The sequence below is a fragment of the Rhodococcus sp. Leaf247 genome, from assembly GCF_001426185.1.
Classification (GTDB): domain Bacteria; phylum Actinomycetota; class Actinomycetes; order Mycobacteriales; family Mycobacteriaceae; genus Rhodococcoides.
Window position 1 is genome coordinate 736,809 of sequence record NZ_LMRP01000002.1, and the last position, 22,597, is coordinate 759,405.

The 22,597-nt window shown below is 67.5% G+C and carries 23 protein-coding genes; 6 read left to right on the top strand and 17 right to left on the bottom strand.

What is annotated here, in order from left to right; all coding sequences use genetic code 11:
- The first annotated feature begins 45 nt into the window (after positions 1-45).
- Complete coding sequence (locus ASG64_RS12805; protein ID WP_056073949.1) at positions 46-1,374, top strand: flavin monoamine oxidase family protein; 1,329 nt, start codon at positions 46-48, stop codon at positions 1,372-1,374.
- Here ASG64_RS12805 and ASG64_RS12810 read toward each other — a convergent pair.
- The 4 genes from ASG64_RS12810 to ASG64_RS12825 are packed head-to-tail and all read right to left on the bottom strand — an operon-like array spanning position 1,361 to position 5,884.
- Positions 1,361-2,689 carry a glutamate-1-semialdehyde 2,1-aminomutase gene (locus ASG64_RS12810; protein WP_056073950.1) on the bottom strand — a complete coding sequence of 443 codons (1,329 nt, stop codon included), beginning with the start codon at positions 2,687-2,689 and terminating at the stop codon, positions 1,361-1,363. The two genes, ASG64_RS12805 and ASG64_RS12810, sit on opposite strands and share 14 nt — an antisense overlap.
- A complete protein-coding gene (locus ASG64_RS12815; protein WP_156388372.1) occupies positions 2,686-3,924 on the bottom strand; it encodes a lipopolysaccharide biosynthesis protein in 1,239 nt (412 codons plus the stop codon). Before ASG64_RS12815 ends, ASG64_RS12810 begins: the two co-directional genes overlap by 4 nt.
- A complete protein-coding gene (locus tag ASG64_RS12820) occupies positions 3,924-4,757 on the bottom strand; it encodes a glycosyltransferase (RefSeq protein WP_056073951.1) in 834 nt (277 codons plus the stop codon). The genes ASG64_RS12815 and ASG64_RS12820 overlap by 1 nt, the downstream gene beginning before the upstream one ends.
- Complete coding sequence (locus ASG64_RS12825) at positions 4,754-5,884, bottom strand: class I SAM-dependent methyltransferase (protein ID WP_056073952.1); 1,131 nt, start codon at positions 5,882-5,884, stop codon at positions 4,754-4,756. The genes ASG64_RS12820 and ASG64_RS12825 overlap by 4 nt, the downstream gene beginning before the upstream one ends.
- A 53-nt stretch (positions 5,885-5,937) precedes the next feature.
- Here ASG64_RS12825 and ASG64_RS12830 point away from each other — a divergent pair, with 53 nt between their 5' ends.
- Entirely contained in the window at positions 5,938-6,501 is a 564-nt protein-coding gene (locus ASG64_RS12830; protein WP_056073953.1) for a dTDP-4-dehydrorhamnose 3,5-epimerase family protein, read from the top strand.
- A 4-nt stretch (positions 6,502-6,505) separates the two neighbouring features.
- Here ASG64_RS12830 and ASG64_RS12835 read toward each other — a convergent pair whose 3' ends face one another.
- The 5 genes from ASG64_RS12835 to ligD form a co-directional block, all read right to left on the bottom strand.
- On the bottom strand, positions 6,506-7,543 hold the full coding sequence (locus tag ASG64_RS12835; protein ID WP_056074356.1) for an NAD-dependent epimerase/dehydratase family protein: 1,038 nt from the start codon (positions 7,541-7,543) through the stop codon (positions 6,506-6,508).
- Positions 7,544-7,548: 5 nt separating this feature from the next.
- Positions 7,549-8,232, bottom strand: a complete 684-nt coding sequence (locus ASG64_RS12840; protein ID WP_056073954.1) for a PIG-L deacetylase family protein — start codon at positions 8,230-8,232, stop codon at positions 7,549-7,551.
- Positions 8,229-9,038 carry a hypothetical protein gene (locus ASG64_RS12845; RefSeq protein WP_056073955.1) on the bottom strand — a complete coding sequence of 270 codons (810 nt, stop codon included), beginning with the start codon at positions 9,036-9,038 and terminating at the stop codon, positions 8,229-8,231. The genes ASG64_RS12840 and ASG64_RS12845 overlap by 4 nt, the downstream gene beginning before the upstream one ends.
- On the bottom strand, positions 9,035-10,291 hold the full coding sequence (locus ASG64_RS12850; RefSeq protein WP_056073956.1) for a class I SAM-dependent methyltransferase: 1,257 nt from the start codon (positions 10,289-10,291) through the stop codon (positions 9,035-9,037). The genes ASG64_RS12845 and ASG64_RS12850 overlap by 4 nt, the downstream gene beginning before the upstream one ends.
- Positions 10,292-10,490: 199 nt before the next feature.
- Positions 10,491-11,450 carry a non-homologous end-joining DNA ligase gene (gene ligD / locus ASG64_RS12855; protein WP_156388373.1) on the bottom strand — a complete coding sequence of 320 codons (960 nt, stop codon included), beginning with the start codon at positions 11,448-11,450 and terminating at the stop codon, positions 10,491-10,493.
- Positions 11,451-11,521: 71 nt separating this feature from the next.
- Between ligD and ASG64_RS12860 the strand changes: the two genes are divergently transcribed.
- Positions 11,522-11,845, top strand: coding sequence for a putative quinol monooxygenase (locus tag ASG64_RS12860; RefSeq protein WP_042574964.1), 324 nt, complete (start codon positions 11,522-11,524; stop codon positions 11,843-11,845).
- Here the strand turns inward: ASG64_RS12860 and ASG64_RS12865 are convergent.
- Together ASG64_RS12865 and ASG64_RS12870 are read right to left on the bottom strand one after the other, a co-directional pair.
- Positions 11,842-12,738: an alpha/beta fold hydrolase gene (locus ASG64_RS12865; protein WP_200933468.1), complete on the bottom strand. Its 897-nt coding sequence runs from the start codon at positions 12,736-12,738 to the stop codon at positions 11,842-11,844. The two genes, ASG64_RS12860 and ASG64_RS12865, sit on opposite strands and share 4 nt — an antisense overlap.
- A gap of 7 nt (positions 12,739-12,745) precedes the next feature.
- A complete protein-coding gene (locus tag ASG64_RS12870; RefSeq protein WP_200933469.1) occupies positions 12,746-13,324 on the bottom strand; it encodes a TetR/AcrR family transcriptional regulator in 579 nt (192 codons plus the stop codon).
- Between the two features lie 53 nt (positions 13,325-13,377).
- On the opposite strand from ASG64_RS12870, the gene ASG64_RS12875 reads away from it, so the two are divergent.
- Together ASG64_RS12875 and ASG64_RS12880 are read left to right on the top strand one after the other, a co-directional pair.
- Positions 13,378-14,295 (top strand): oxygenase MpaB family protein, encoded by a 918-nt coding sequence (locus tag ASG64_RS12875; protein ID WP_056073960.1) that lies wholly within the window; start codon positions 13,378-13,380, stop codon positions 14,293-14,295.
- Positions 14,296-14,467: 172 nt separating this feature from the next.
- Positions 14,468-15,310, top strand: a complete 843-nt coding sequence (locus tag ASG64_RS12880; RefSeq protein WP_056073961.1) for a type IV toxin-antitoxin system AbiEi family antitoxin domain-containing protein — start codon at positions 14,468-14,470, stop codon at positions 15,308-15,310.
- A 56-nt stretch (positions 15,311-15,366) separates the two neighbouring features.
- On the opposite strand, the gene ASG64_RS12885 is transcribed toward ASG64_RS12880, so the two are convergent.
- Together ASG64_RS12885 and groL are read right to left on the bottom strand one after the other, a co-directional pair.
- Positions 15,367-15,852 (bottom strand): alpha/beta fold hydrolase, encoded by a 486-nt coding sequence (locus ASG64_RS12885; protein ID WP_235579584.1) that lies wholly within the window; start codon positions 15,850-15,852, stop codon positions 15,367-15,369.
- Between the two features lie 70 nt (positions 15,853-15,922).
- Positions 15,923-17,548, bottom strand: coding sequence for a chaperonin GroEL (gene groL / locus ASG64_RS12890; RefSeq protein WP_042575006.1), 1,626 nt, complete (start codon positions 17,546-17,548; stop codon positions 15,923-15,925).
- Between the two features lie 381 nt (positions 17,549-17,929).
- On the opposite strand from groL, the gene ASG64_RS12895 reads away from it, so the two are divergent.
- Positions 17,930-19,378 (top strand): amino acid permease, encoded by a 1,449-nt coding sequence (locus ASG64_RS12895; protein ID WP_200933484.1) that lies wholly within the window; start codon positions 17,930-17,932, stop codon positions 19,376-19,378.
- Here the strand turns inward: ASG64_RS12895 and ASG64_RS12900 are convergent, their stop codons facing one another.
- Genes ASG64_RS12900 through ASG64_RS12915 form a run of 4 tightly spaced genes read right to left on the bottom strand, consistent with a single transcriptional unit; the run spans position 19,379 to position 22,522 of the window.
- Positions 19,379-20,275: a serine/threonine-protein kinase gene (locus tag ASG64_RS12900; protein ID WP_042574970.1), complete on the bottom strand. Its 897-nt coding sequence runs from the start codon at positions 20,273-20,275 to the stop codon at positions 19,379-19,381.
- Positions 20,272-21,069: an HAD-IIA family hydrolase gene (locus tag ASG64_RS12905; protein WP_042574971.1), complete on the bottom strand. Its 798-nt coding sequence runs from the start codon at positions 21,067-21,069 to the stop codon at positions 20,272-20,274. Before ASG64_RS12905 ends, ASG64_RS12900 begins: the two co-directional genes overlap by 4 nt.
- A 9-nt stretch (positions 21,070-21,078) precedes the next feature.
- Positions 21,079-21,975 (bottom strand): DMT family transporter, encoded by an 897-nt coding sequence (locus ASG64_RS12910; RefSeq protein WP_056073964.1) that lies wholly within the window; start codon positions 21,973-21,975, stop codon positions 21,079-21,081.
- Between the two features lie 4 nt (positions 21,976-21,979).
- Positions 21,980-22,522 (bottom strand): DUF6764 family protein, encoded by a 543-nt coding sequence (locus ASG64_RS12915; RefSeq protein ID WP_235579585.1) that lies wholly within the window; start codon positions 22,520-22,522, stop codon positions 21,980-21,982.
- Positions 22,523-22,597 lie beyond the last annotated feature (75 nt).

Genomic DNA, 22,597 nt, shown 5'->3' on the forward strand with positions numbered 1-22,597 from the left:
TGATTAGGTCGGCCCGACATGGGGCCCGCCCGTAGGGTGGGCCTCATGTCGGGGGACGTGATCGTGATCGGGGCGGGACTCAGCGGGCTCGTCGCTGCTCGGGAGCTCGAGCGAGCGGGTCGGTCCGTCACGGTGCTCGACGCTGCCGATCGCATCGGCGGGAAGGTGCTCACCCGAGATGTCGACGGACACCACGTCGACTACGGCGCTCACTGGGTCGGCGGGGATCAGACGGCTGTCCTGGACCTGGCCGACGAGCTCGGCGTCGCCACTGCACCCGAACCGCGTCGTCGACGTGGTGCCGACGAACTCTTCGCTGCCGCTGGACGCGTCCTCCGATATCACGGGCAGGTGCCACCGATACCGGCACGGGAGTGGCTGCCGGTGGGACTCGGAATCGCCGGACTGGACGTGGCAGTGCGACGCAGCCGCAGTACCCCGCTCCCCGTACTCGACGCCTGGCGTCCCGGCGAGCACGACATGTCGAACGTGATCGGCGATCGACTGTTCCGGTCCGCGTACGGGCGCGACATCCTCACCTGCTTCTATCGCCTGATCTTCGGAGCCGACCCCGACGAGGTCCCGGCCCGCGCCGCGCTCGAGTACCTGCGGGCGGCCGGCAGCCTGCGCGCGATCGCGGAAGTACGTGACGGTGCGCAGGAGCGGTACTTCGTGGACGGCGCCGGGGCCCTCGTCGCCGCTGTGGCGCAGCAACTCTCGTCGGAGCCTCGTCTACGGCGACCGGTCACCGCCGTCCGGTCCGATGGGTCGGGAGTCGACGTCGTCACCGAGGACGGAACTCTACGAGCGTCCGCCGTGGTGATCGCGGTACCCCTGCCCCGCGCCGCGGACATCGAGGGCGCACTCCCTGCCGGTGCCGGTGACCGGATGCGGAACTCACACATGGGCGAGTACGCGAAGACCATCGTCGTGTACGACAGACCGTGGTGGCGCGAGGACGGCCTCACCGGAACCGTCCTCGACGTCGACGGACCCGTGCAGATGGTCGTCGACGGTAACCCCGGCGCGGCCTCCCCCGGTGTCCTCGTCGCCTTCAGCGGTGGGCGAGCGGCGTCGGACCTGTTCTCCCGCAGTGACCGTCGTGAGGTCGTCGTCGCGGAGCTGGTCCGCCTGTTCGGCGCGCATGCGGCGTCCCCACGCCTGGTCGACGACATCACCTGGTCGGAGCAACCGTGGCTGGGCGGCGCACCCACCGCCATCCCCCCGTACGGCGGAATCTTCGAGCCCGCCGACCTGACCACCGGCCGAGTGCACTGGGCGGGAACGGATCTGGCGGACCGCTGGCCGGGCTACCTCGACGGAGCCGTGCGATCCGGTCGGCGAGCGGCACGAGAGATCATCAGCGCACCGTGAGATCCGGCAGTCGACGCGGAGCCGCACGGCGACGCACCGCGGGTGCGACCGGCCGACCCCGGAGCAGCCCCTCCGTAGTACCCGCCTCGATGGCCTTGCGATAGACCAGGACGGCGGCACGCACCGCGTCCACCGTGTGATCGACATCGGCATCGGTATGTGCCGCGGACACGACGAAGGACTGGCCGAGAACACCCCGCGTCAGCAGTTCCTGAAGGAACAGAGTCCGGTACTCCTGCGAGGGAGCGCCGTGCGCATCCGCCGTGGCGAACACCAGGCAGCTGGGCCGCCCCAGCACCCGAAGATACTGCTCGACACCGGCATCGGCCGCAACCTCGGTCACCGCGTCGCGCAAGCGCGTGCCGGCGCGCTCCATGGCGGCGACCGGGTCCTCCTCCTCGTAGGCCCGCACCACGGCACGGAACGCGGCGAGTCCGGTGGTCTCGGGTCCGTGTGTCGTCGACAGCAGGAAGACGCGATCGGAATCCGTCCGCAGGCCGCCCAATTCCATCAGGTCACGCGTGCCCGCGAGGGCCGACACCGGGAGTCCGTTGCCCATCGCCTTGCCCCAGCACGACAGATCGGGGGTCACCCCGTACACACCCTGAGCACCGGCGGACGACCAGCGGAACCCGGTGATCATCTCGTCGAACACCAGGATGGTTCCGTACCGATCACAGAGTGCACGAACATCTTCGAGATATCCCGGGGCCGGCTCCGCTAGCGCGCCGGCGGCTTCCATGACCACGCACGCGATGTCGTGTCCGGCCAGCACACGGCCCAGGGCCGACGCGTCGTTGTACGGGAACCGATGTACCGGGCTGTCGGGAATGCCCGCGTTCATCTCCGTCGTTCCGATGAACCAGTCGTCGACCGAGAAGAACGGCTGCGCGCACACGGCGATGTCGGTGCGCCCGGTCGCCGCGCGCGCCAATCGCACCGCGGCGGTCGTGGCGTCGGAGCCGTTCTTCGCGAACTTCACCATCTCCGCGGTGGGGACCGTGCGGAGGAAGTCCTCCGCCGCGAGCACCTCGAGCTCGGTCGGCCGCGAGAAGTTCGTTCCTCGGGCGACCGCTGACGCCACGGCATCGACCACCGGACGGTAGCCGTGCCCCAGAGTCACCGAGCGCAGGCCGCTCCCGTACTCGACGTACTCGTTGTCGTCGACGTCCCACACACGGGCGCCCACGCCGTGCGTGAGAATCGGCGTGAGGTGTTCTGGATACTGATCGGGACCACGTGCGTAGGTATGGCTTCCGCCGGGCACCAGTCGGTGCAGGCGGGCCTGGAGTTCCGAAGATCTCTCGTGTGTCATCGGGTGGCCTCTCGATGGTCGGCGCGGAAGGGCACCGTGTCCTGTCGCGGAGCACTGCGCAGTGTGGTGACGACGAACCAGAGCGCCACTGCCCACTCGGACACCAGGACACCCACGACCATCGTCACGACCGATCCGGTGACGGAGGTGACCAGCAGCGCCGACACGGCGAGGGTGACGCCGATGATCGCGCCGCTGAGCACGGTCGACGTCCGTCCCTGCGCGGGCAGCACCGCGGTGGTGATGTACGACGTGAGCGTCGTGGCGGGCAGGATCCACGCCAGGATGCGCAACAGTGCTGTCGCATCGTCGAACTCGGTGCCGTAGACGATGCGGATCACCACCGGCGCCGACAGCGTCAGTCCCGCTGCGGCGACGACGGCCAGGGCGAGGCATCCGAGAGCGCCCTGCACCGTCCGCGCACGGAAGGCCTGACCGTCCCGGATGCGCGCCATCCTGGGGAGCAGCGCGAACCCGATCGGATCGAGGACCGATTGGCCCGCCCGCACGAGCCGGTCGGCCGCCGAGAAGAGCCCGAGCGACGCGGCGTCGAGCACCGTCGAATACGCAGCCGCACCGCCCTGCCCGTATCCCGTCAGCAGGAGCCGCGACGCGAGGACGGGCGCCGCAGTTCTCACGGTGTCCCCGAGCCGCAGGGTGGGAACGATCGGACCGAAGTGCCGGTCCGCGTCCATCCACGTGGCGACGACGGTGATGATCGACGACCCCCCGAGACACGCCAGGGCGACCTCCGGGGACGGGAACTGCGGAAGAAGGGTCACCAGGGCGACGAGGTAGGCGATACGCCCCGCGGCCTGGTACGCGGTCGACGCCCCGAAGCGTCCACGACCGATCAGGAGCCAGTCCTCGGACAGAGACCAGATGCCGCCGGCTACCGCACCGACCAGGAAGGCCCGAGCCGCCCCGTCCGCGCCCACCACCGACCCGATCAGCAATGCCCCGACCAGTACGGAGAACAGCAACCCTCGCACGACGGCGTAGGCGCCGCGCACCCGCGTGATGTCGGCATCGTCGACCCGTGCCGCGAAGTACTGCGTCGCACCGAGATCCACGAGTACGGATCCCAGGAAGTAGGCCGACATTCCCACGGCGACCAGACCTACGCCTTCCGTGCCGAGCAGTCGGGCGGTCAGCGGGAGGGTGACGAGCGTGACGAGGAACTGCCCGTAGGTACCGAAACCCACGAGCAGGACATCACGGAGAAGTCGCACCATCAGCGCCGCAGGACTCGGTCGACGACGCTGCCCGCACGCGAGCGCAGCCGCGTGAGGACCGCACCCAGTATGCGACCGTCTCCCACCAGAACGTCGCACGTGGACACCAGCGCCGGGATTTCACGGGCCAGGCGGTGGTGCATCCGCACGGACTCGCTGAGCTTGCTGTAGCTGGAGGTCCGGCTACAGAGGTTGAACGACGAATCACGCCACGCGGCGTCGATGGTGGGCACCCCGTGGAAGTCTCCGTGCGCGCCCATCCGCGCGAAGAGGTCGACGTCCATCGGGAACACCAGGTCTCCACGGAACCCCCCGACGCGGTCGAAGAGGTCGCGTCGGAATGTCGTGGCCGCGGTCGGACCGAATTCGGCAGGGCCACGGCGGACGATGACGCCCGCCAACTCCTGTCCCCCGCGACGACCGAGGAGACCGGGGAGGCCGAGGCCCGTTTCCTTCACCTCACCCTGCTCGTCGATGACCTCGAACTTCGAGGACACCACGGCGACGTCCGCATCGTCCAACACGGCGCGCTGCCCGGCCAAGGCGCCCGGACGCAGCACGTCGTCGGCGCAGACGACCTTCACCAGTCGCCCGGACGAGGCGCGCACCGCGGCATTCCAGTTGTCACCGATCGCGAGCACCCGATCGTTGGACACGACCGTGACACGGTCGTCCCGGAACGATCGCGCGATATCGCCCGTGCCGTCCGTGCTGGCGTTGTCGAGTACCAGCACCTCCATGTCCTCGTCCTGGTCCAGGACCGAGCTCATGGTGGTCTCGAGCGTGCGTGCGGCTTCGTAGGCCGGAATACACACCGAGAGAGGGATCGTCATGTGCGGCTTCCTTCCGTGACCGAGATCAGATCGACGATGTGCAGATCCGGATGCGCCGCGGCCACCTCGGGCACGAGATCCGGGACGGTCACCAGCACGCGATCGGGCCGATGGGCGTACATCCAGTCCGGCCCCACGATGGGAACATCGGTGGCCGGCATTCGCCTGCCCCACTTGGCAGGTGATGCATCCACCACGGCGCCGATCATCGAGGCGTCGACCCCGGCCATCGCGAAGAGCGCGACGGCGCGCGACGCCGCGCCGTAGGCGGCGATAGCCGTTCCTGTCAGGACCGAGTCGGCGAGCACCGCACGCAGAGCGGCCACATCGGCGCTCATCGCGGACCCCAGCGCGGACACGAGCACGGGTCTCGTGATGCCTGCCGCCGCCTCGCTCTCGCGCACGCGTCGTGCTGCCTCGAGGTCGGCCGCCGGTGCGTCCGGTCCGTTCCCGTCCGCGCGACGTGCGGACACCAACAACGTGCCGCCGTACAGATCGGACTCCCAGCACCCGAGCGACGTCAGGCCAGCCGACTGCAGAGCGGATTCGAGCGCAGTGAGCGACCAGTAGGCGAAGTGACCGTGCCGCAGCGCATTCCACTGGCGTTCCCGCACGATGGTGGCGAATGAATGGATCTGCAGGACGAGCACCCCGCGATCGCCGAGCAGCTCCCGTCGCTCGATCAATGCCGCCGCCTGGTTCGGCTCGTGCATCAGGCCGAACCCGTCGACGACCAGATCCGCAGGCCCGGATCCGACGTGTGCCGGCGCGGCATCGGAGATACCCCTGCCGACCACATCGGGAATCCACGAACCGCCGTGGGGGCTGCCGTACTCGCGCACCACCGCGCCGACGGGCAACCACCCGCGCCGAACGATCTGATCCATCGCGTGAGAAGCGGCCCGTCTCAACGCTTCCGGCTCGACTCCGCGCGGCTCGTCCGCACGCGTGTCGTCGTGCAGGAGCTGCGCGAGACCACATGCCGTGCACAGACCCATGGCGAGAGAGTGCCGCTCGTCGTTCCCGGGCGGCGATCCCACCGACGGGAACGTGTCGGCGGCAGGAACACGGCCGAGATCCAGCACGGTGGTGACGTCGACGGACGAGCAGGCCCTGCAGGGACTCATGCGATTCTCCGCGTCGCCGCACGGCCCGGCCGGAGATCGGCGACACTGGTGCCATGCGCGTCGAGACCACACCTCTGCGAGATGTCCTGCTGTTCCTGCCCACGCCGCATCGAGACGACCGCGGCTTCTTCACGAGGACCTTCGACACGGAGATCTTCGACGCGGCGATCGACGAGCACACGACGCTCGCGACGCGAGCCGGTGACTTTCGTCAGGATTCGCAATCGCGTTCTGCTGCAGGCGTTCTGCGCGGCATGCACGGTCGCGGTGGACGCGGTGAGGCCAAGCTGGTTCGATGCGCGCGCGGAGCCGTACAGGACGTTCTCGTCGATGCCCGACCGGACTCGCCCACCCGGGGTCGGTGGATGGACGTCGTGCTGGACGACGTGGACTGTGCGCACCTGTTCGTGCCTCCGGGGCTCCTGCACGGATTCCTGACGCTCGGCGAGAGTGCCGACGTGTGCTACCGCATCGACCGTCCGCACCAGCCCGGCGAGGACGTCGGTGTCCGATGGGACGACCCGGATCTGGCGATCGCGTGGCGCGCAACACCGACCACGGTGAGCGAGCGTGACGCGTCCGCGGGATCCTGGCGCGATCTCGTCGCCGGCGGCTGACGACTCACGCACTGCCGGCCCCGACGCGGATCCTGCGGAGTTTGCCGTCGACGGCACCGGTCCGTTGGAGCTCGGTGACGCGGGCGAGCCGAGTGAAGCGCTGCGCGAGCGCCTCCCCGGTCAGACCGTGACGGGTATAGGCGTCGTACAGTTCCTCGGCGCCGGCTCGGACAGTCCATCGAGGAACGAACGCCGGCAACACCTCCCGTGCGGCCGAGAAGTCGACGCGGTACGAGCGTGGGTCCGACCCGTACTCTCCGGTGACCACCACCTCCGCACCGGTGACCTCCGCGACCGTGTCGGCGATGTCGCGCACCGTGACGTTGTTGTCCTCGGTGCCGATGTTCAACGCGCGGTTCCGGATCCGGTCGGCGGGAGCATCGAGGGCCGCGGCGAACGCCTGCGCGATGTCCAGAGCGTGGACCAGGGGTCGCCACGGGGTGCCGTCCGACTTGACGACGATGCGTCCGGTGAGGAACGCCGACGCCGTGAGGTCGTTGACCACGATGTCCGCCCGTAGCCGCGGTGAGTATCCGAAGGCCGTGGCGTTACGCAGGAACACGGGGGCGAACGCCTCGTCCGCCATCGCGGCGACGTCGGCCTCCACGCGGACCTTGCTCACGGCATACGGAGTCAGAGGCCGGAGGACGGCATCCTCGGTCACCGCGTCCTGACCCGCCGCGCCATAGACCGAACACGTCGACGCATACAGGAACCGGGACACGCCGGCGTCCTTCGCGGCACGCGCGAGGCGCACGGACGCATGGTGATTGATGTCGTGCGTGATCTCCGGAGCCAACGTTCCCAGCGGGTCGTTCGACAGCGCCGCGAGATGGACGACCGCGTCGAATCCTTCGAGATCATCGGCCACGACGTCGCGCAGGTCCGTCGCCAGGGTCGTCGGATCGGTCGGTGCCTCGCCGAGAACACAGTCCGCGAAGAGGCCGGAGTCCAGACCCACCACCGTGTGACCTCGGTCCTGAAGGACCGGGACCATGACGGTGCCGAGGTATCCCTGGTGTCCGGTGAGGAGTACACGCATGGTCTTCACGAGCCTTTCCGGTGCGCCGTCGGACGTTCCGACGGTGGATGCTCCGTCCGCAGCAGCATCTTCTCCACGACGAATGCCTCCGCATATCGGTTGCGGCACTGCACCCCTCGTACCCGGGCGAGACCGAGGAACGTCTCGGTGTCGTACCAGTCGTGGTGATGCTGGGACGGGTAGTGGACTGCCAGCAATTCCGCTTTGCGCGCGGCGATCTCGTCACCGAGCGGATGGAAGAAGCTGGGAGTCGGGAGATCGGACTCCCATTTGATGATCTCGTAGCCCAGAATCAGATGATCGCGGAACACGGTCGGGACCGACTCCGCCAGCAGTCGGTGATCCTGGTGCGCATCGCGGCGCTGCGGCGCGAGGACGATGTCGGGTTCGCAGGTGCGGCGGAACTTCTCGAGGCCCTCCTTGACGGCGCTCCAGTGATCCGGGGTGCGACCGTCGGGAATGTCGAGCACGGTGAGCGAGAGCGGACCGTCGGAACAGAAGTGCGACAGTGCTTTTCGCTCCTCGGCCTCACGATCGGTGCCCCCGCCCGTCAGTACGAGAGCGTGAACTTCGGTCTCGCCCGAGCGGGTGAGGTCGAGGAGCGTCCCTCCGGCACCGATGGCGATGTCGTCGGGGTGCGCCCCGAGGACGGCCACCGAGCGGACACGACCGGGGGACAGGCCGATCATGCGACGACGCTCGACAATGCGGGCCGGTCCTGTGCGCCCTCCCATACCGCCCACGGACGGATGCCGCGGCCGTAGTCGTTGTCCAGTTCCGCGCGTTCCTTGAAGGTGTCGGCAGGCTTCCAGAATCCCTGGTGCCGGTACCCGAACAGTTCGCCGCGACCTGCCAGCGCCATGCAGGCATCGCCGACCAGATCGCCGCCCTCGGGAATGTGGTCGAAGACTTCCTGGCTGAGGACGAAGTAGCCGCCGTTCTCCCAGATCGGGAAACGGCTGACCGGAACGATGTCCTTGATCTCGCCGGTCTCGGACACGTCGACGCAGTGGAAGCTCGACTGCGGCGGCACCACCAGCATCGACGCGACGGCGCCCGACTCGTGGTAGCGCTCGATCATGGTGTCCAGCGGCGCATCCGTGAGCACGTCGGAGTAGTTGGCCAGGAAGTACCGATCGCCGCCGAGATGGTCGCGGACACGACGCAGACGTTCGCCGATGGGCGACTCGACTCCGGTGTCCACGAACGTGATCGACCAGTCGCTCATGTCGGTGCTCAGCAATTCGACCTTGCCGTCGCGCATGACGAAGTCGTTCGACTGTTCCTCGTGATAGTCCAGGAAGAACTGTTTGATCGCGGCTGCGCCGTAGCCGAGACACAGGATGAAGTCCTTGTGCCCGTAGTGGGCGTAGTACTTCATGATGTGCCAGAGCAGCGGGCGGGGTCCGACCATCTGCAACGGCTTCGGGATCTCGTCGTTGCGGTCGTTGCGCATGCGCATGCCGTAACCGCCGCAGAAGAGAACGACCTTCATGACAGAGCCTCCGATGTGTCGGACCGCGAGTAGTCCGCGGTGTGGAGAACGGGGAGTGGGAACACGACGCGCCCACCCCAGTCGGCGACGTAGCCCAGTTGCTCGGTGAGCTCGCGCTCGAGGTTCCAGGGCAGGACCAGCACCACGTCCGGCTCGTCCGCCGCGATGCGATCGGGATGGTGCACCGGAATGCGAGTCCCCGGGGTGTATCGACCGTGCTTGTAGGGGTTCCGGTCGACGGTGTACTCCACGAGGTCCGTCCGGATGCCGCAGTAGTTGAGCAGGGTGTTGCCCTTGCCCGGCGCGCCGTACCCGACCACTCGTTCACCGCGCCGACGGCATTCGAGGAGGAACTCGAGCAGAGTGGCGCGCACGGCGCGCGCCGCGTTCTCCAGCCCGCGGTACCCGTCGACGTGGTGCAGGCCGGCACGGCGCTCGGCAGCGAGAATGTCGAGCATCCGCTCGCTGGGCGGCCCCGCGTTCGACGACGGTGTCGCCCAGAGTCGGATGGAGCCACCGTGAGTGGGGAGTTCCTCGACGTCGACGACGGTCAGGTCGCCCTCCGCCAGCGCCCTCGTCGCGGTCAATACCGTCCAGTACTGGAAGTGCTCGTGGTAGACCGTGTCGAACTGGGCGTCGGCCACCAGGTGGAGTGCGTGATGCACCTCGATGCTGACCATGCCCCGGTCCGAGACCAGGGCCCGGAGACCCTCGGTGAAGCCGGCGACGTCCGGGATGTGCGCGTAGACATTGTTCGCGACGACCAGATCGGCCGGACCGTGCGCGGTACGCACTCGCGCCGCGGTGTCGGGGTCGAGAAACGCCGTCTCGGTGGGTACGCCGGTATCACGCGCCGCTGCACCGACATTCGCGCTGGGCTCGATGCCGAGGCATCGGATGCCGGCGTCCACGACGTGCTGCAGAAGGTATCCGTCGTTGCTGGCGACCTCCACGACGAACGAGCTCTCCGACAGGGCGAGCCGATCGACAGCCCCCGTCACGAAGGTCCGGGCGTGTTCGACCCAGCTGCTCGAGAACGACGAGTAGTACGCGTACTCGGTGAACGTCTCGGCCGGTGTCACCAGCGCCGGAATCTGCAGCAACAGGCATTCCCGGCAGATCCGGAGATGGAGCGGATACGTGGGCTCGGGGTCGTCCAGTTGCGCGGCAGTGAGGAACGACTCGCAGGGAGGAGTGGCCCCCAGGTCGAGGACGCTCTCGAGGTCGGTGGATCCGCAGAGGCGGCAGAGCATGTGCAGTCCTAACGACAGGCAGCACGCTCGGTTCTCACGCTCGACGAGCGAGTCCGACCGGCCGCGCTGCTTTGTACGATTTGCACGTATTCTGCCACACAAACCGACCCAGTGCCGGTTTATGACCCCGAATCATTCGTTCGGTCTACACCGACGATGGCGCGAACAGCAGTGACATCCCACAGGCGTCAGGGAAGGATCACGCCTGTTCCTCGGGCTCGGACAGCCCTTCCCGCTCGTCGCGCTCGGCCCATTCGATCAGCGGCTCGATCGAGTACGCCGCATCGTCCATTCCGGCGTGCAGATCGCCCAGGTCTGCATACCGGGCGGGCACCGTGTACATCGTCAGGTCACCGGGCTCGACGTCCGCGATCTCGTCCCACGTGATCGGAGTCGACACGGTCGCATCCTGATTCCCGCGCACGGAATACGCGCTGGCGATGGTGTGATCCCGCGCGTTCTGGTTGTAGTCGACGAACAGCTTCGAAGGATCGCGATCCTTGCGCCACCACGTCGTCGTCACGTCCTCGGGTGCGCGCCTCTCGACCTCGCGGGCGAACGCCAGTGCAGCCCTGCGCACATCCTTGAACCCGTGATCCGGGGCGATACGGACGTAGACGTGTAACCCGTTGCCGCCCGACGTCTTCGGCCATCCCTCAGCGCCCAGTTCGTCCAGCACCTCGTGAACGACACCCGCGACCCGTCGCACCCGGTCGAACGAGCAGTCGGGCATCGGATCCAGATCGATCCGCCACTCGTCCGGACTCTCCACGTCGGCGCGGCGACTGTTCCATGGATGGAACTCCACCGTCGACATCTGCACGGCCCAGATCACGTGCGCCAGTTCCGTGACGCAGAGTTCGTCCGCGGTGCGGTTGTAGCGCGGGAAGGTGACCTTCACGGTCTCCATCCAGTCCGGAGCACCCTTGGGCAGGCGCTTCTGATGCACCTTCTCCCCCGCCAGGCCGTCCGGGAAGCGGTGCATCATGCACGGCCGCTCGCGAAGTGCGCGCACGATGCCGTCCCCGACGGACAGGTAGTACTCGACCAGATCCCGCTTCGTCGCGCCGCTCGCGGGGAAGTACACGCGGTCGGGGTTGGACACCCGCACCGTGCGTCCGCGGACATCGAGCTCGATCGCCGGTGACGTGGCTGCCATGCTCGCGATACTAGTGCGGGCCGAGGGGGTACACAGGGAGTCGACCCATCCGCTCGTTCGAAGGAGCCCCGTTGATCTTCATCACCGCCAAGTTCAGAGTAAAGCCCGAGCACGCCGACGACTGGCCGCAGATCTCGCGCGCCTTCACCGAGGCGTGTCAGGCGGAAGAGGGATGCCTCTGGTACTTCTGGTCGCGCACGCTCGACGACCCCACCGAGTACGTCCTGGTCGAGGCATTCCGCGATCCCGATGCCGGCGCGGCCCACGTCCAGTCGGACCATTTCAAGCAGGCGCAGAAGGACCTCCCGCCGTACCTGCAGGAGACCCCGAAGATCATCAGCCAGGAAGTGGACGGTACGGACTGGAACGAGCTGGGAGAGCTCGCAGTCGACTAGTTCTCCGCCAGCGTCCGGACGGCGTCGGCGAATTGTCCCGGGAGTTCCTGGGGCGGATTGTGCCCGGCGTCGACGGCTCGGACGTCGATCAGATCGGTGAAGTGAGCCGAGTGGTCGGATGCTCCGTACAGCGCTGCCACGGTGTCCTCCGTCGGATCGATCACGATGGTGGGCACCGTGATTCGCGGTTGCGTCGCCAACAGCTGTTCGGTCTCGGCGTACGCCGCGTCACCGGGTACCAGGTCGTACCGGTGGCGGTACGAATGAACGGCTACGTCCACGAAATCCGGATTGTCGAACGACGGCGCCGTGGCGGCGAACTCGGAGTCACCGAACCTCCACGTCGGCGACCAGTCGGTCCACAGTGTCTGTGCGATCTCCGCGCGGTACGCCGCCAGACCGGCGCGACCTCGCTCCGAATGGAGGTAGTACTGGTACCAGTACCGCTTCTCCAGATGCGGTGGCGCCGGCGTCGCCGCAGCCGCCGCGCGGTCCTGCACCAGGTACCCGGACACGCTGAGAAGACCCGACACCGACTCCGGCCAGACGGCGGCGACGACACACGCGGCCCGGCCGCCCCAGTCGTACCCGGCGACGAGTGGCCGGTCGAGGTCCAGCGCCGCGATCAGGTCACGCAGGTCGTGGCCGAGTGCCGCCTGTTCTCCCGACCGCATCGCCTCTGCGTCGGCAAAGCGTGTCGGTCCGAAGCCGCGCAGATACGGAACGACCACATCGAACCCCTGCTTCGCCAGGATGCGCGCGACGTCGTCGTAGCAGCGGGGGTCGTACGGGAAGCCGTGCAGCAGTATGACAGTCCGCCCCGCCGGATCGCCGTGGCGCTCGTAGGCGACGTCGAGAACCCCGGCCCTGACGGTGCTGATCACTGGTGCCATGGATCCATCATGCCCGTCGACCACCGCGGCCGGCCGAGGTAACGACACCGATGCAGTGGTCGACGAACCGCTGCCGATCGACCTCGATGCTGCCGTCGAGGTACATCGTGAACAGAGCCGTGATCGCCCCCACGACGCCGGTCGCCGTCAGCTGGCGATCCACGTCGTCGGACTCGAGCTGCTCACCCACCACCGACACGAAGACGGGCATCGTCGTCATGCCCAGCGTGCTCAATGCAGGATCCACGAACGGCGCTGTCAGAAGCACTCGGCCACGAGCCGGTTCGTCGATCATCAACTCCACGAATGCCGTGACGGCGCGGCGGGCGCGCTCGTCCGGGCGACGGGCCTGACCCACGGCCGTGACCAGTGCCTCGCGCGCACCCTCGGCGACCTCGCGATAGACGGTGCGCACGAACGTGTCCCGATCGGTGAAGTTCTCGTAGAAGTAGCGTTCGGTGAGCGAGGCGCGCGAACACACCGAGCGCACGGTGACCGCGGGCCGACCGACCGAGCCGAGAAGTTCCACCCCGACCGCCAGCAGGGTTGCGCGCCGCTGCTCCCGTCGGGCCTCGAGCGTGGTCACGTTGCGACACCTCACTGTTGACGACCGTCCACCCAGGACCCTACGGTGACAACATGCGTAGTCAGCCGTTGGGGCCGGAGTCACTCACCTGGCGATACTTCGGGGACTGGCGCGGCATGCTGCAGGGGCCCTGGGCCGGTTCCATGCAGAACATGCACCCGGCACTCGGCGCCGCCGTGACCGAGCACTCGACCTTCGAGTCCGAGCGATGGCAGCGCGTGATGCGGTCGCTGTACCCCATCGGCGGCGTGGTCTTCGACGGCGACCGTGCCGCGGACACCGGCGCTCGAATCCGTAACTATCACAGGGACATCAGCGGTCTCGATGCCCACGGGAAGCCGTACCACGCCCTCGATCCCGACGTCTTCTACTGGGCGCACGCCACGTTCTTCGTCGGCACGATGCTCACCGCCGACTACTTCATGGGCGGCATCACCGAGGCCGAGCGTGAGCAGCTGTTCGTCGAACACCGGCAGTGGTACTCCCTGTACGGCATGAGCATGCGCCCGGTTCCCGAGACCTGGCCCGACTTCCAGCGCTACTGGGACCACATGTGCCGCGAGGTGCTCGAGGACACCGCCGCCGCACGATCGGTGCTCGACATGTCCGCCCTCCCCCGGCCACCCTTCCTCCCGTGGTTGCCCCAGCGGTTGTGGGCTCTGCTGCTCCCCGGCATCGAGAAGTCCGCGGTCCGGATGACTGTCGGCCTCTACGACCCGGCGGTCCGAGATCTCCTGGGCTACAACTGGACCGACAGGGACGAGCGGTGGCTTCGCCGTGTCGGCACACTGGTGAACCTCGCCTTCCGCATGGTCCCGGCGCGCCGGCGTATGCATCCCCGCGCCCGAGCCGGCGTCGACATCGCTGCCGGTCGACAGCCCGCGAACTCGCCGCTCGCGGAGACCCCCGACCGCAATCTGCCGCCCCTCGGCCGTCGGGACAACCCCCGGCATTACGTACCCGGCCGCTGACCGCACGTCAGTGCACCCGATCGCGCACGAATCAGCGGAAAGGCAGATTCCGGCACCATAATGTGGCACCAGATGCAACAGCCGCTGGAGCGCTGTTGATGAGCGATCGGTAGTCCACAGGGGCACCTCCTGGTGGGAGTACCGCCGCTACGGGCGTCGCGACACTGTTGCGATGGACGTGTTCACCTGGCACCAGCTCATCGCCGGCGGAATCGACGGCTCGACGGTGAGCCGGCGGGCCGCACGCGGCGCTCTTCACCGTGTGCTTCCCGGTGTCTACTCGTCGGAAGTGCCTACGTACACGACACGATGCGAGGCAGTGAGGCTCTGGAAGCCCGACGCAGTGTTCAGCCACGACACCGCGGCGTGGATGTGGGACCTCCTCCCCGAGCCCGGCATCGTGCACGCCACCCTTCCGAGGACCGGCACCGCGAGAGGTCCCGACTGGCTGAAATTGCATCGCCGAACCCTCACGAACGTCCGATGGTTGGGGGACACACCTGTCGTGTCGATCGAGCACGCGATCCTCGACGTCGCGGGCACGTTGAGTCAGCCTCGGTTCGAGAAGGTGATCGACAGTGCACTGTCACGAGCGGTGAGCTGGCGTTCTCTGGCACAGCTCTGCGACGAGGCAGCCGGGAAGACGGGCATGCGGATGCTGCGCGTCCAGTTGCGGCGTGCATGCCCGAACACACTGTCCGAACCCGAACGGAAGGTTGCCAGGGCGCTCACCGCCCGGAACCTCCACATGGAGATCAACGGCAAGGTCGGTCCGTACTACGGAGACCTGGTGGATCGGCGAGCTCGCGTGATCGTGGAAGTCGACGGACGCGAATTCCACACTGCCGGCGCCGTCTTCACCAGTGACCGGCGCCGTCAGAATGCACTGGTGCTCGATGAATGGATGGTGCTGCGATATTCCGCAGCGACCGTGTCCGCACACGTCGACTCTGTCGCGGACGAGATAGTCGCCACCGTGCGCCGTCGACGATCCTCGGCTCGACGACGCACGTGACTGCACCCGATCGCACTCGAATCTGCCATTTCGCAGAATTACCGACGATCGGGTGCCTACACGTGCACCGAGGCCGCCACCTCCCCGAGCACCCCCTCGAACTGGTGCCCACCGTGCTCGTGCTCGACCACCCGAGCATCGGGGAGTGTCGCGGAGGCGAGGGCGAGGTGTGAGAAGGGGACCACCTCGTCGTCGCGGCAGTGGTGCAGCGACAGAGACACCCCGAGCGGCGCGGAGTATTCGTACTGAGGAACGTCCCAGCCGGACGTAGTCCAGTCGGGCATTGCCAGCAGCGTGGCGGCGGGAAACGGGACCGAGGCGAGCACGTGCAGCAGGACGGTGGCGCCGAAGGAGTGGGCGACGACGATGTCGGGTCCGGCATCGAGCCCGCGGCGCACGTACGCCGCCCACGCATCGACGGACATGTCGTCGTCCGGGATGCGCGGCATGTCGACGGCCGCACCGAGCAGGGAGCCGAGCCCCTCGGCCAGCGGCAGATCGTCGTCCTCGCCGCCGGCACCGTGGATGAACAGCATTCTCATGGCCTACATCCGAACACGGAAAAGCCCGGCCCACCAGAAGGTGGGCCGGGCTTCTACGACAGAGCTGGACTCAGAAGTCCATGCCGCCCATGCCACCGGTCGGATCGCCTGCAGGCGCTCCGGCCTTCTCGGGCTTGTCGGCGACGACGGCCTCGGTGGTGAGGAACAGAGCCGCGATCGACGCTGCGTTCTGCAGTGCCGAGCGGGTGACCTTGACCGGGTCGTTGATGCCGGCAGCGAGCAGGTCCTCGTACTCGTTGGTCGCGGCGTTGAGGCCGTGTCCCAGCGGGAGGTTGCGGACCTTCTCCGCGACGACGCCGGGCTCGAGGCCGGCGTTGAACGCGATCTGCTTCAGCGGTGCTTCGAGGGCGACGCGAACGATGTTCACGCCGGTTGCCTCGTCACCCGTGAGGTTGAGGTTCTCGAGCGCGGGAGCGGACTGCAGCAGAGCCACGCCACCACCGGCGACGATGCCCTCTTCGACAGCAGCCTTGGCGTTGCGCACGGCATCTTCGATGCGGTGCTTGCGCTCCTTGAGCTCGACCTCGGTCGCAGCTCCGGCCTTGATGACTGCAACGCCACCGGCCAGCTTGGCCAGGCGCTCCTGCAGCTTCTCGCGGTCGTAATCCGAGTCGGAGTTCTCGATCTCGGCACGGATCTGCGAGACGCGACCGGCGATGGCGTCGGCGTCGCCGGCACCTTCGATGATGGTGGTCTCGTCCTTGGTGATGACGACCTTGCGTGCGGTACCGAGCAGCTCGAGTCCGGCGGTCTCCAGGGAGAGGCCGACCTCTTCGCTGATGACCTCTCCACCGGTGAGGATGGCGATGTCGGCGAGCTGAGCCTTGCGGCGGTCACCGAAGCCCGGTGCCTTGACGGCGACGGACTTGAAGGTGCCACGGATCTTGTTGACCACGAGGGTGGAGAGAGCTTCGCCCTCGACGTCCTCGGCGATGATCAGCAACGGCTTGCCGGACTGGATGACCTTCTCCAGCAGGGGAAGCAGATCCTTGACCGTCGACACCTTGGAGCTCACGAGCAGGATGTACGCGTCTTCGAGGACGGCTTCCTGGCGCTCTGCATCGGTGACGAAGTAGCCGGAGATGTAGCCCTTGTCGAAGCGCATGCCTTCGGTGAGCTCGAGCTGCAGGCCGAAGGTGTTGGACTCCTCGACCGTGATGACGCCTTCCTTGCCGACCTTGTCCATGGCCTCGGCGATGAGCTCGCCGATGGACGCGTCGCCTGCGGAGATACCAGCGGTAGCAGCGATCTGCTCCTTGGTGTCGATCTCCTTGGCGGACGCGAGCAGGGACTCGGTGACAGCGGCGACCGCTGCTTCGATGCCGCGCTTGAGGCCGAGCGGGTTCGCGCCGGCTGCGACGTTGCGCAGGCCTTCGCGGACGAGTGCCTGAGCGAGGACGGTCGCGGTGGTGGTTCCGTCACCGGCAACGTCGTCGGTCTTCTTGGCAACCTCTTTGACCAGCTCTGCGCCGATCTTCTCGTAGGGGTCGTCCAGCTCGATCTCCTTGGCGATGGAAACACCGTCGTTGGTGATCGTGGGGGCGCCCCACTTCTTTTCGAGTACGACGTTGCGACCCTTGGGGCCCAACGTCACCTTGACTGCGTCGGCGAGGGCATTGAGGCCTCGCTCGAGGCCACGGCGTGCCTCTTCGTCGAACGCGATGATCTTGGCCATTGCGAAGTGATCCTCCGGATTGGGGGTGACACGCGAGCGACCACGGGTGGGTCGCTCCATTTCCACATCCGGCCGAGTCGGTGCCCGCGACGGACGATCAGGGGTGTCGATGATTCCCGATCTCACCTCGTCGACCTGGCACTCACAGTACGCGAGTGCCAAACAGATTTCTAGCACTCGGGGTGGTCGAGTGCAAGGAGCAGGGATTCACACGGTGTTCACGCGCGGGAACGACGACGGAACACCGGTAGAGAAAGATCGTACGAGCGCCGAGTTCTTCGGTGGCAGAACCGAATCGGACAAACCGAACACGCCTACCCGCGCGGACGAAAGGACATCACCGTGTCCGATGCAGTCGACACCACCTATGACAATTCCGCGATGGCCCACGAGGAGGAGGGCTACGACAAGGGTCTGAAACCGCGTCAGCTGCAGATGATCGCGATCGGCGGCGCCATCGGCACCGGCCTGTTCCTCGGAGCGGGCGGCCGACTCGAATCCGCAGGCCCCGGCCTCTTCATCGTCTACGCCGTCTGCGGCGTCTTCGTCTTCTTCATCCTCCGGGCACTCGGCGAGCTGGTCCTGCACCGCCCGTCCTCCGGATCCTTCGTCTCCTACGCCCGGGAGTTCTACGGAGAGAAAGCAGCCTTCGCCGCGGGCTGGATGTACTTCCTGAACTGGGCCATGACGGCGATCGTGGACGTCACCGCCGTCGCCACCTACATGCACTACTGGGGAGCGTTCAAGGGCATTCCTCAGTGGACCATCGCGCTGATCGCCCTGGCCATCGTGCTCGCGGTCAACCTGGTCTCGGTGAAGTGGTTCGGCGAGATGGAGTTCTGGGCCGCGATGATCAAGGTGGCCGCACTGGTCACCTTCCTCGTCGTCGGCACCGTGTTCCTCGCGGGCCGCTTCGAGGTCGACGGACAGTCCACCGGGTTCGGCGTCATCTCCAGCAGTGGCGGGCTGTTCCCCACCGGCGCCTGGCCGCTGGTCATCGTGACCTCGGGAGTCGTCTTCGCGTACGCCGCCGTCGAGCTGGTGGGTACCGCCGCCGGCGAGACGGAGAACCCGGCGAAGGTGATGCCGCGAGCGATCAACTCCGTCATCGTCCGCATCGCACTGTTCTATGTGGGATCGCTCGTCCTGTTGGCATTGCTGCTGCCGTACACGACGTACAAGTCGGGCGAGAGCCCCTTCGTCACCTTCTTCTCCCGCATCGGCATCGAGGGCGCCGGCACCATCATGAACATCGTCGTAGTCACCGCGGCGCTGTCCAGCCTCAACGCCGGCCTGTACTCCACCGGCCGAATCCTGCGATCGATGGCCATGAACGGCAGCGCACCGTCCTTCACGGCGAAGATGAGCAAGAACGGCGTTCCGTTCGGCGGCATCCTCCTCACCGGGGCTCTGACACTCTTCGGCGTCGCGCTGAACGCGTTCAAGCCGGGCGAGGCGTTCGAGATCGTGCTGAACATGTCGGCGCTCGGCATCATCGCCTCGTGGGCGACGATCGTGCTGTGCCAGCTGCAGCTCTACCGCTGGAGCAAGAAGGGCATTCTCGACCGGCCGTCGTTCCGACTCTTCGGAGCCCCGTACACGAGCTACGCGACGCTGGTGTTCCTCGCCGCGGTGCTGGTGCTGATGGCACTCGACGCGCCCATCGGTACGTGGACGGTCGCCACCCTCGTGATCATCGTGCCGCTGCTGATCGGCGGGTGGTTCCTGGTGCGCAAGAGGGTGCTGGCCGTCGCGGAGGAGCGCATGGGATACACGGGCAAGTACCCCGTCGTCGCGAACCGTCCGGTGGATCCCGAAGCACCCGAGTAACTATCGACGCCGATACCAGGGCCGTAGCGGCGGTGGCGGTGGCACGTATCCCTCGAGGGCACGGGCCACCGCCACACTCATGTCGTGGCACGAGCCGAAACGGTCGGCCGGGTCCTTGGCCATCGCACGGTGGACGACAGCGTCGACTGCCCTCGGAAGATCGGCGCGACGGGTACTGATGTCCGGTGGTGTGCGGGTGAGGTGCGCATTCATGACGGCGAACTGTGTGGGCAGCGGGAAGGGTGTGCGTCCCGTCAACAGTTCGACGAGCGTCGCACCCAGGGCGTAGATGTCGGTCCGCGCCGTTAGCGTCTCGCCGCGGAGAAGCTCCGGCGCCGCGTACCCGATGGACGCGAGGACGGTTCCGTCGTCGGACACCAGCGGCATCCTCTCGTCGACCATGCGCGCGATACCCCAGTCCGACAACAGGACCTGTTCGAGTTCGCCCGGATCGACCACCGTCGAGATGAGGATGTTCGCGGGCTTGACGTCCCGATGCACGACGCCGACGCCGTGCGCATGATCGAGCGCGTGCGACACCTCGTCGACGATGCGGGCGGCCCGCAGCACATCCATCGGTATCTGGCCGCGCGCCACCAGCCGTGCGGCGCTGTATCCGTCGACATAGTGCATCGACATCCACAGTCGGCCGTCGCAGTCGCCGTGGGCGTGCACCGCGACGATGTTCCGATGACGCAGTCGCACGCCGAGTTCCGCCTCGGCGACGAACTTGCGCCGGATCACCTCGGACTGCGATGCCGCAGCGTCCAGGATCTTCAGAGTCTCGAGCTCGGTGGAGCCCTCCCGGTGCACGAGGTACACCTCGCTCATGCCGCCGCGCCCCAGGATCCTCTCGATGCGGTGACCCGCGAACTCGGACCCCGGGGGCAAGATCACGACGCCCCGATGTCCAGCACGGCCGGCAGGTCCGCGACCGAGTCGACGACGAAGGCGGGCTGCATCGCGTACTGGTCGCGGGCGTGCCGGTCGAGTCGCTCCTGACGGAACTTGCCCGTGCGCACCAGAACTCCGCGCATTCCCACGACCTGGGCCGCGAGAACGTCGTTGTCCAGATCGTCGCCCACCATGACCACCAGATCCGGGTCGACACCCATCCGCTCGGCCGAGGTCTGGAATCCGAGCGGTGCAGGCTTGCCGACGGCGGTGGCCTTGCGCCCCGACGCCGACTCCATTCCCGTCAGATACATTCCCGTGTCGATGCGCAGGCCCTTCTCGTTGGTCCACATCAGACTGCGATGCATCGCGACGACGGGCACGCCCTGGCACATCCAGTCGTAGACGCGGCTCAGGGCGTCGTGCGTGAACTGTTCGCCCGCACCGCCGAGCACGACGACGTCGGGATCGGTGTCGACCCATTCCACTCCAGGCAGGTCGTCGGCGATGACCCCGCTGTTGAGGAGCACGCAGCGAGCACCCGGGTACGTGGTGCGCAGGTGGTCCGCCGTCAGGGTTGCGGCGGTGACGATCTCGTCGGCGTGGACCTCGATCCCGGAGCCGCCGAGAGCGTCGGCGATCTGCTCGCGCGTCTTCGACGTCGTGTTGGTCAGGAAGGCGCACGCGACGTCGTGGTCCCGCAGGATCTTCACGGTCTCCGCCGCGCCGGAGATGGGCTGCCAGCTGGACATGAGTACACCGTCGATGTCGAACAGCACCCCACCGATCGGACTCATGCGACGAGCCTAGTGGCGCTCCGGGTTCGGGGCAGGATGGGCGGAATCGACGTCCTCGGACGCTCCCGCCGACCGGGCGAGCGCGACGGCCGCCACCAGCACCAGGACCAGTGCTGCGACCAGGAGCGCCGTCACCTCGGGGTCCGCGTCGAGGTATTCGCCGAGGACGACGAAGCCCAGCAGCGATGCGACCATCGGTTCCATCACCGTGGTGGCCGGCAGCGATGCCTGCAATGCGCCGACCTGGAATGCCGACTGCTGCAGGGAGATGGCGACGACGGCCACGCCGATCAGCGCGTAGAGCTCGACCGACGTCATCAGCGGAACGATGCCTCGCCCGGCGAGATGGACGACGGCCTTGGTCAGCACGGCGGCGACTCCGAACAGCGCGCCGCCCGCGAGGCCGAGCAACAGCGCCCGCCGCGAGCGTGACCCCGTTCTGGATGCGACCACGCAGGCGGCGACGAACGGAAGCCCGATGCACAGCACGATGATCCAGTGGCGCGTCTCGGCGCGTTCGACGCCGGGCCGGGGGTCGCCGACCACGACGAGCACCGCGATCGCGGCGGTCAGAATCGATGCCCACGCCCAGTCCTTCGCCCCGACGGCACGCCCCGAGAAGCGTGCGCCGAGAGGAAGAGCGAACAGGAGCGACGTCACCAGCAGTGGTTGCACCAACAGCAGAGAGCCGAGACCGAGTGCCGCGGCCTGGAGGGCGTATCCCCCGATGCCCACGACGGTGCCGAACCACCACAGTGGTTCGCGCACCAGCGCGGTGATCGGTCCCAGCCTCCCGACGGCGTCGTCGGGAACCGCCGAGGCCGACCGTTGACGCACCACCGTCCCCACCGCGATGCAGAGCGCTGCGCCGAGCGCGCAGACGACGGCGAGGACGGTGTCGTTCACTCGGCTACGAACCGGCGATGCAGGACCGTCCGGTGGAGAGGTCGAGAGCGAAGGAGTTCAGTCCGGCGCAGTCCACCCCGGTGACCGTGCTCGCGGTGGCGCCGCCGCCGTAGCCGGCGATGGCGATGGAGGTGCCGCCGTCGGTGGCGAACGACTGCGAGATACCGCCGCCGATCGAGTACGAGTACGAGGTGCCCGCTCCCAGAACGGCACTGAGCGCCGTGCCGAAGCCCGTCGCGTTCGAGGTGGACCGGCCACCGTCGGCGACGCTGACCGCGGTGCCGCTGTCGGCCGCGGACGAGGTGGCGACACCGGCGCCGGTGGCCTTCGCTCCGCAGCTGGCCGTCCCGTTCACCTGGATGTCGTTGGCCGACGGCGGCGAGACGCAGGAGACCGGGGCGGCCGTGGCGACACCGGTGCCGAGGATCGCGCCGGCGGCGACGGTGGCGCCGACGGCGACGGTTGCGCTGAATCGCGTTGCACGAGAGCGACTTCGATCCGAACGTGTGATGGAGGAGAAGAAGGACTGGGTGGAGTGAAACGACACGGACGGCTCCTGAGGCTGTGCGAGAGAATGCATCGTGCAATGCACCGCAGACCTTACCGCGCCGAATGACCTACC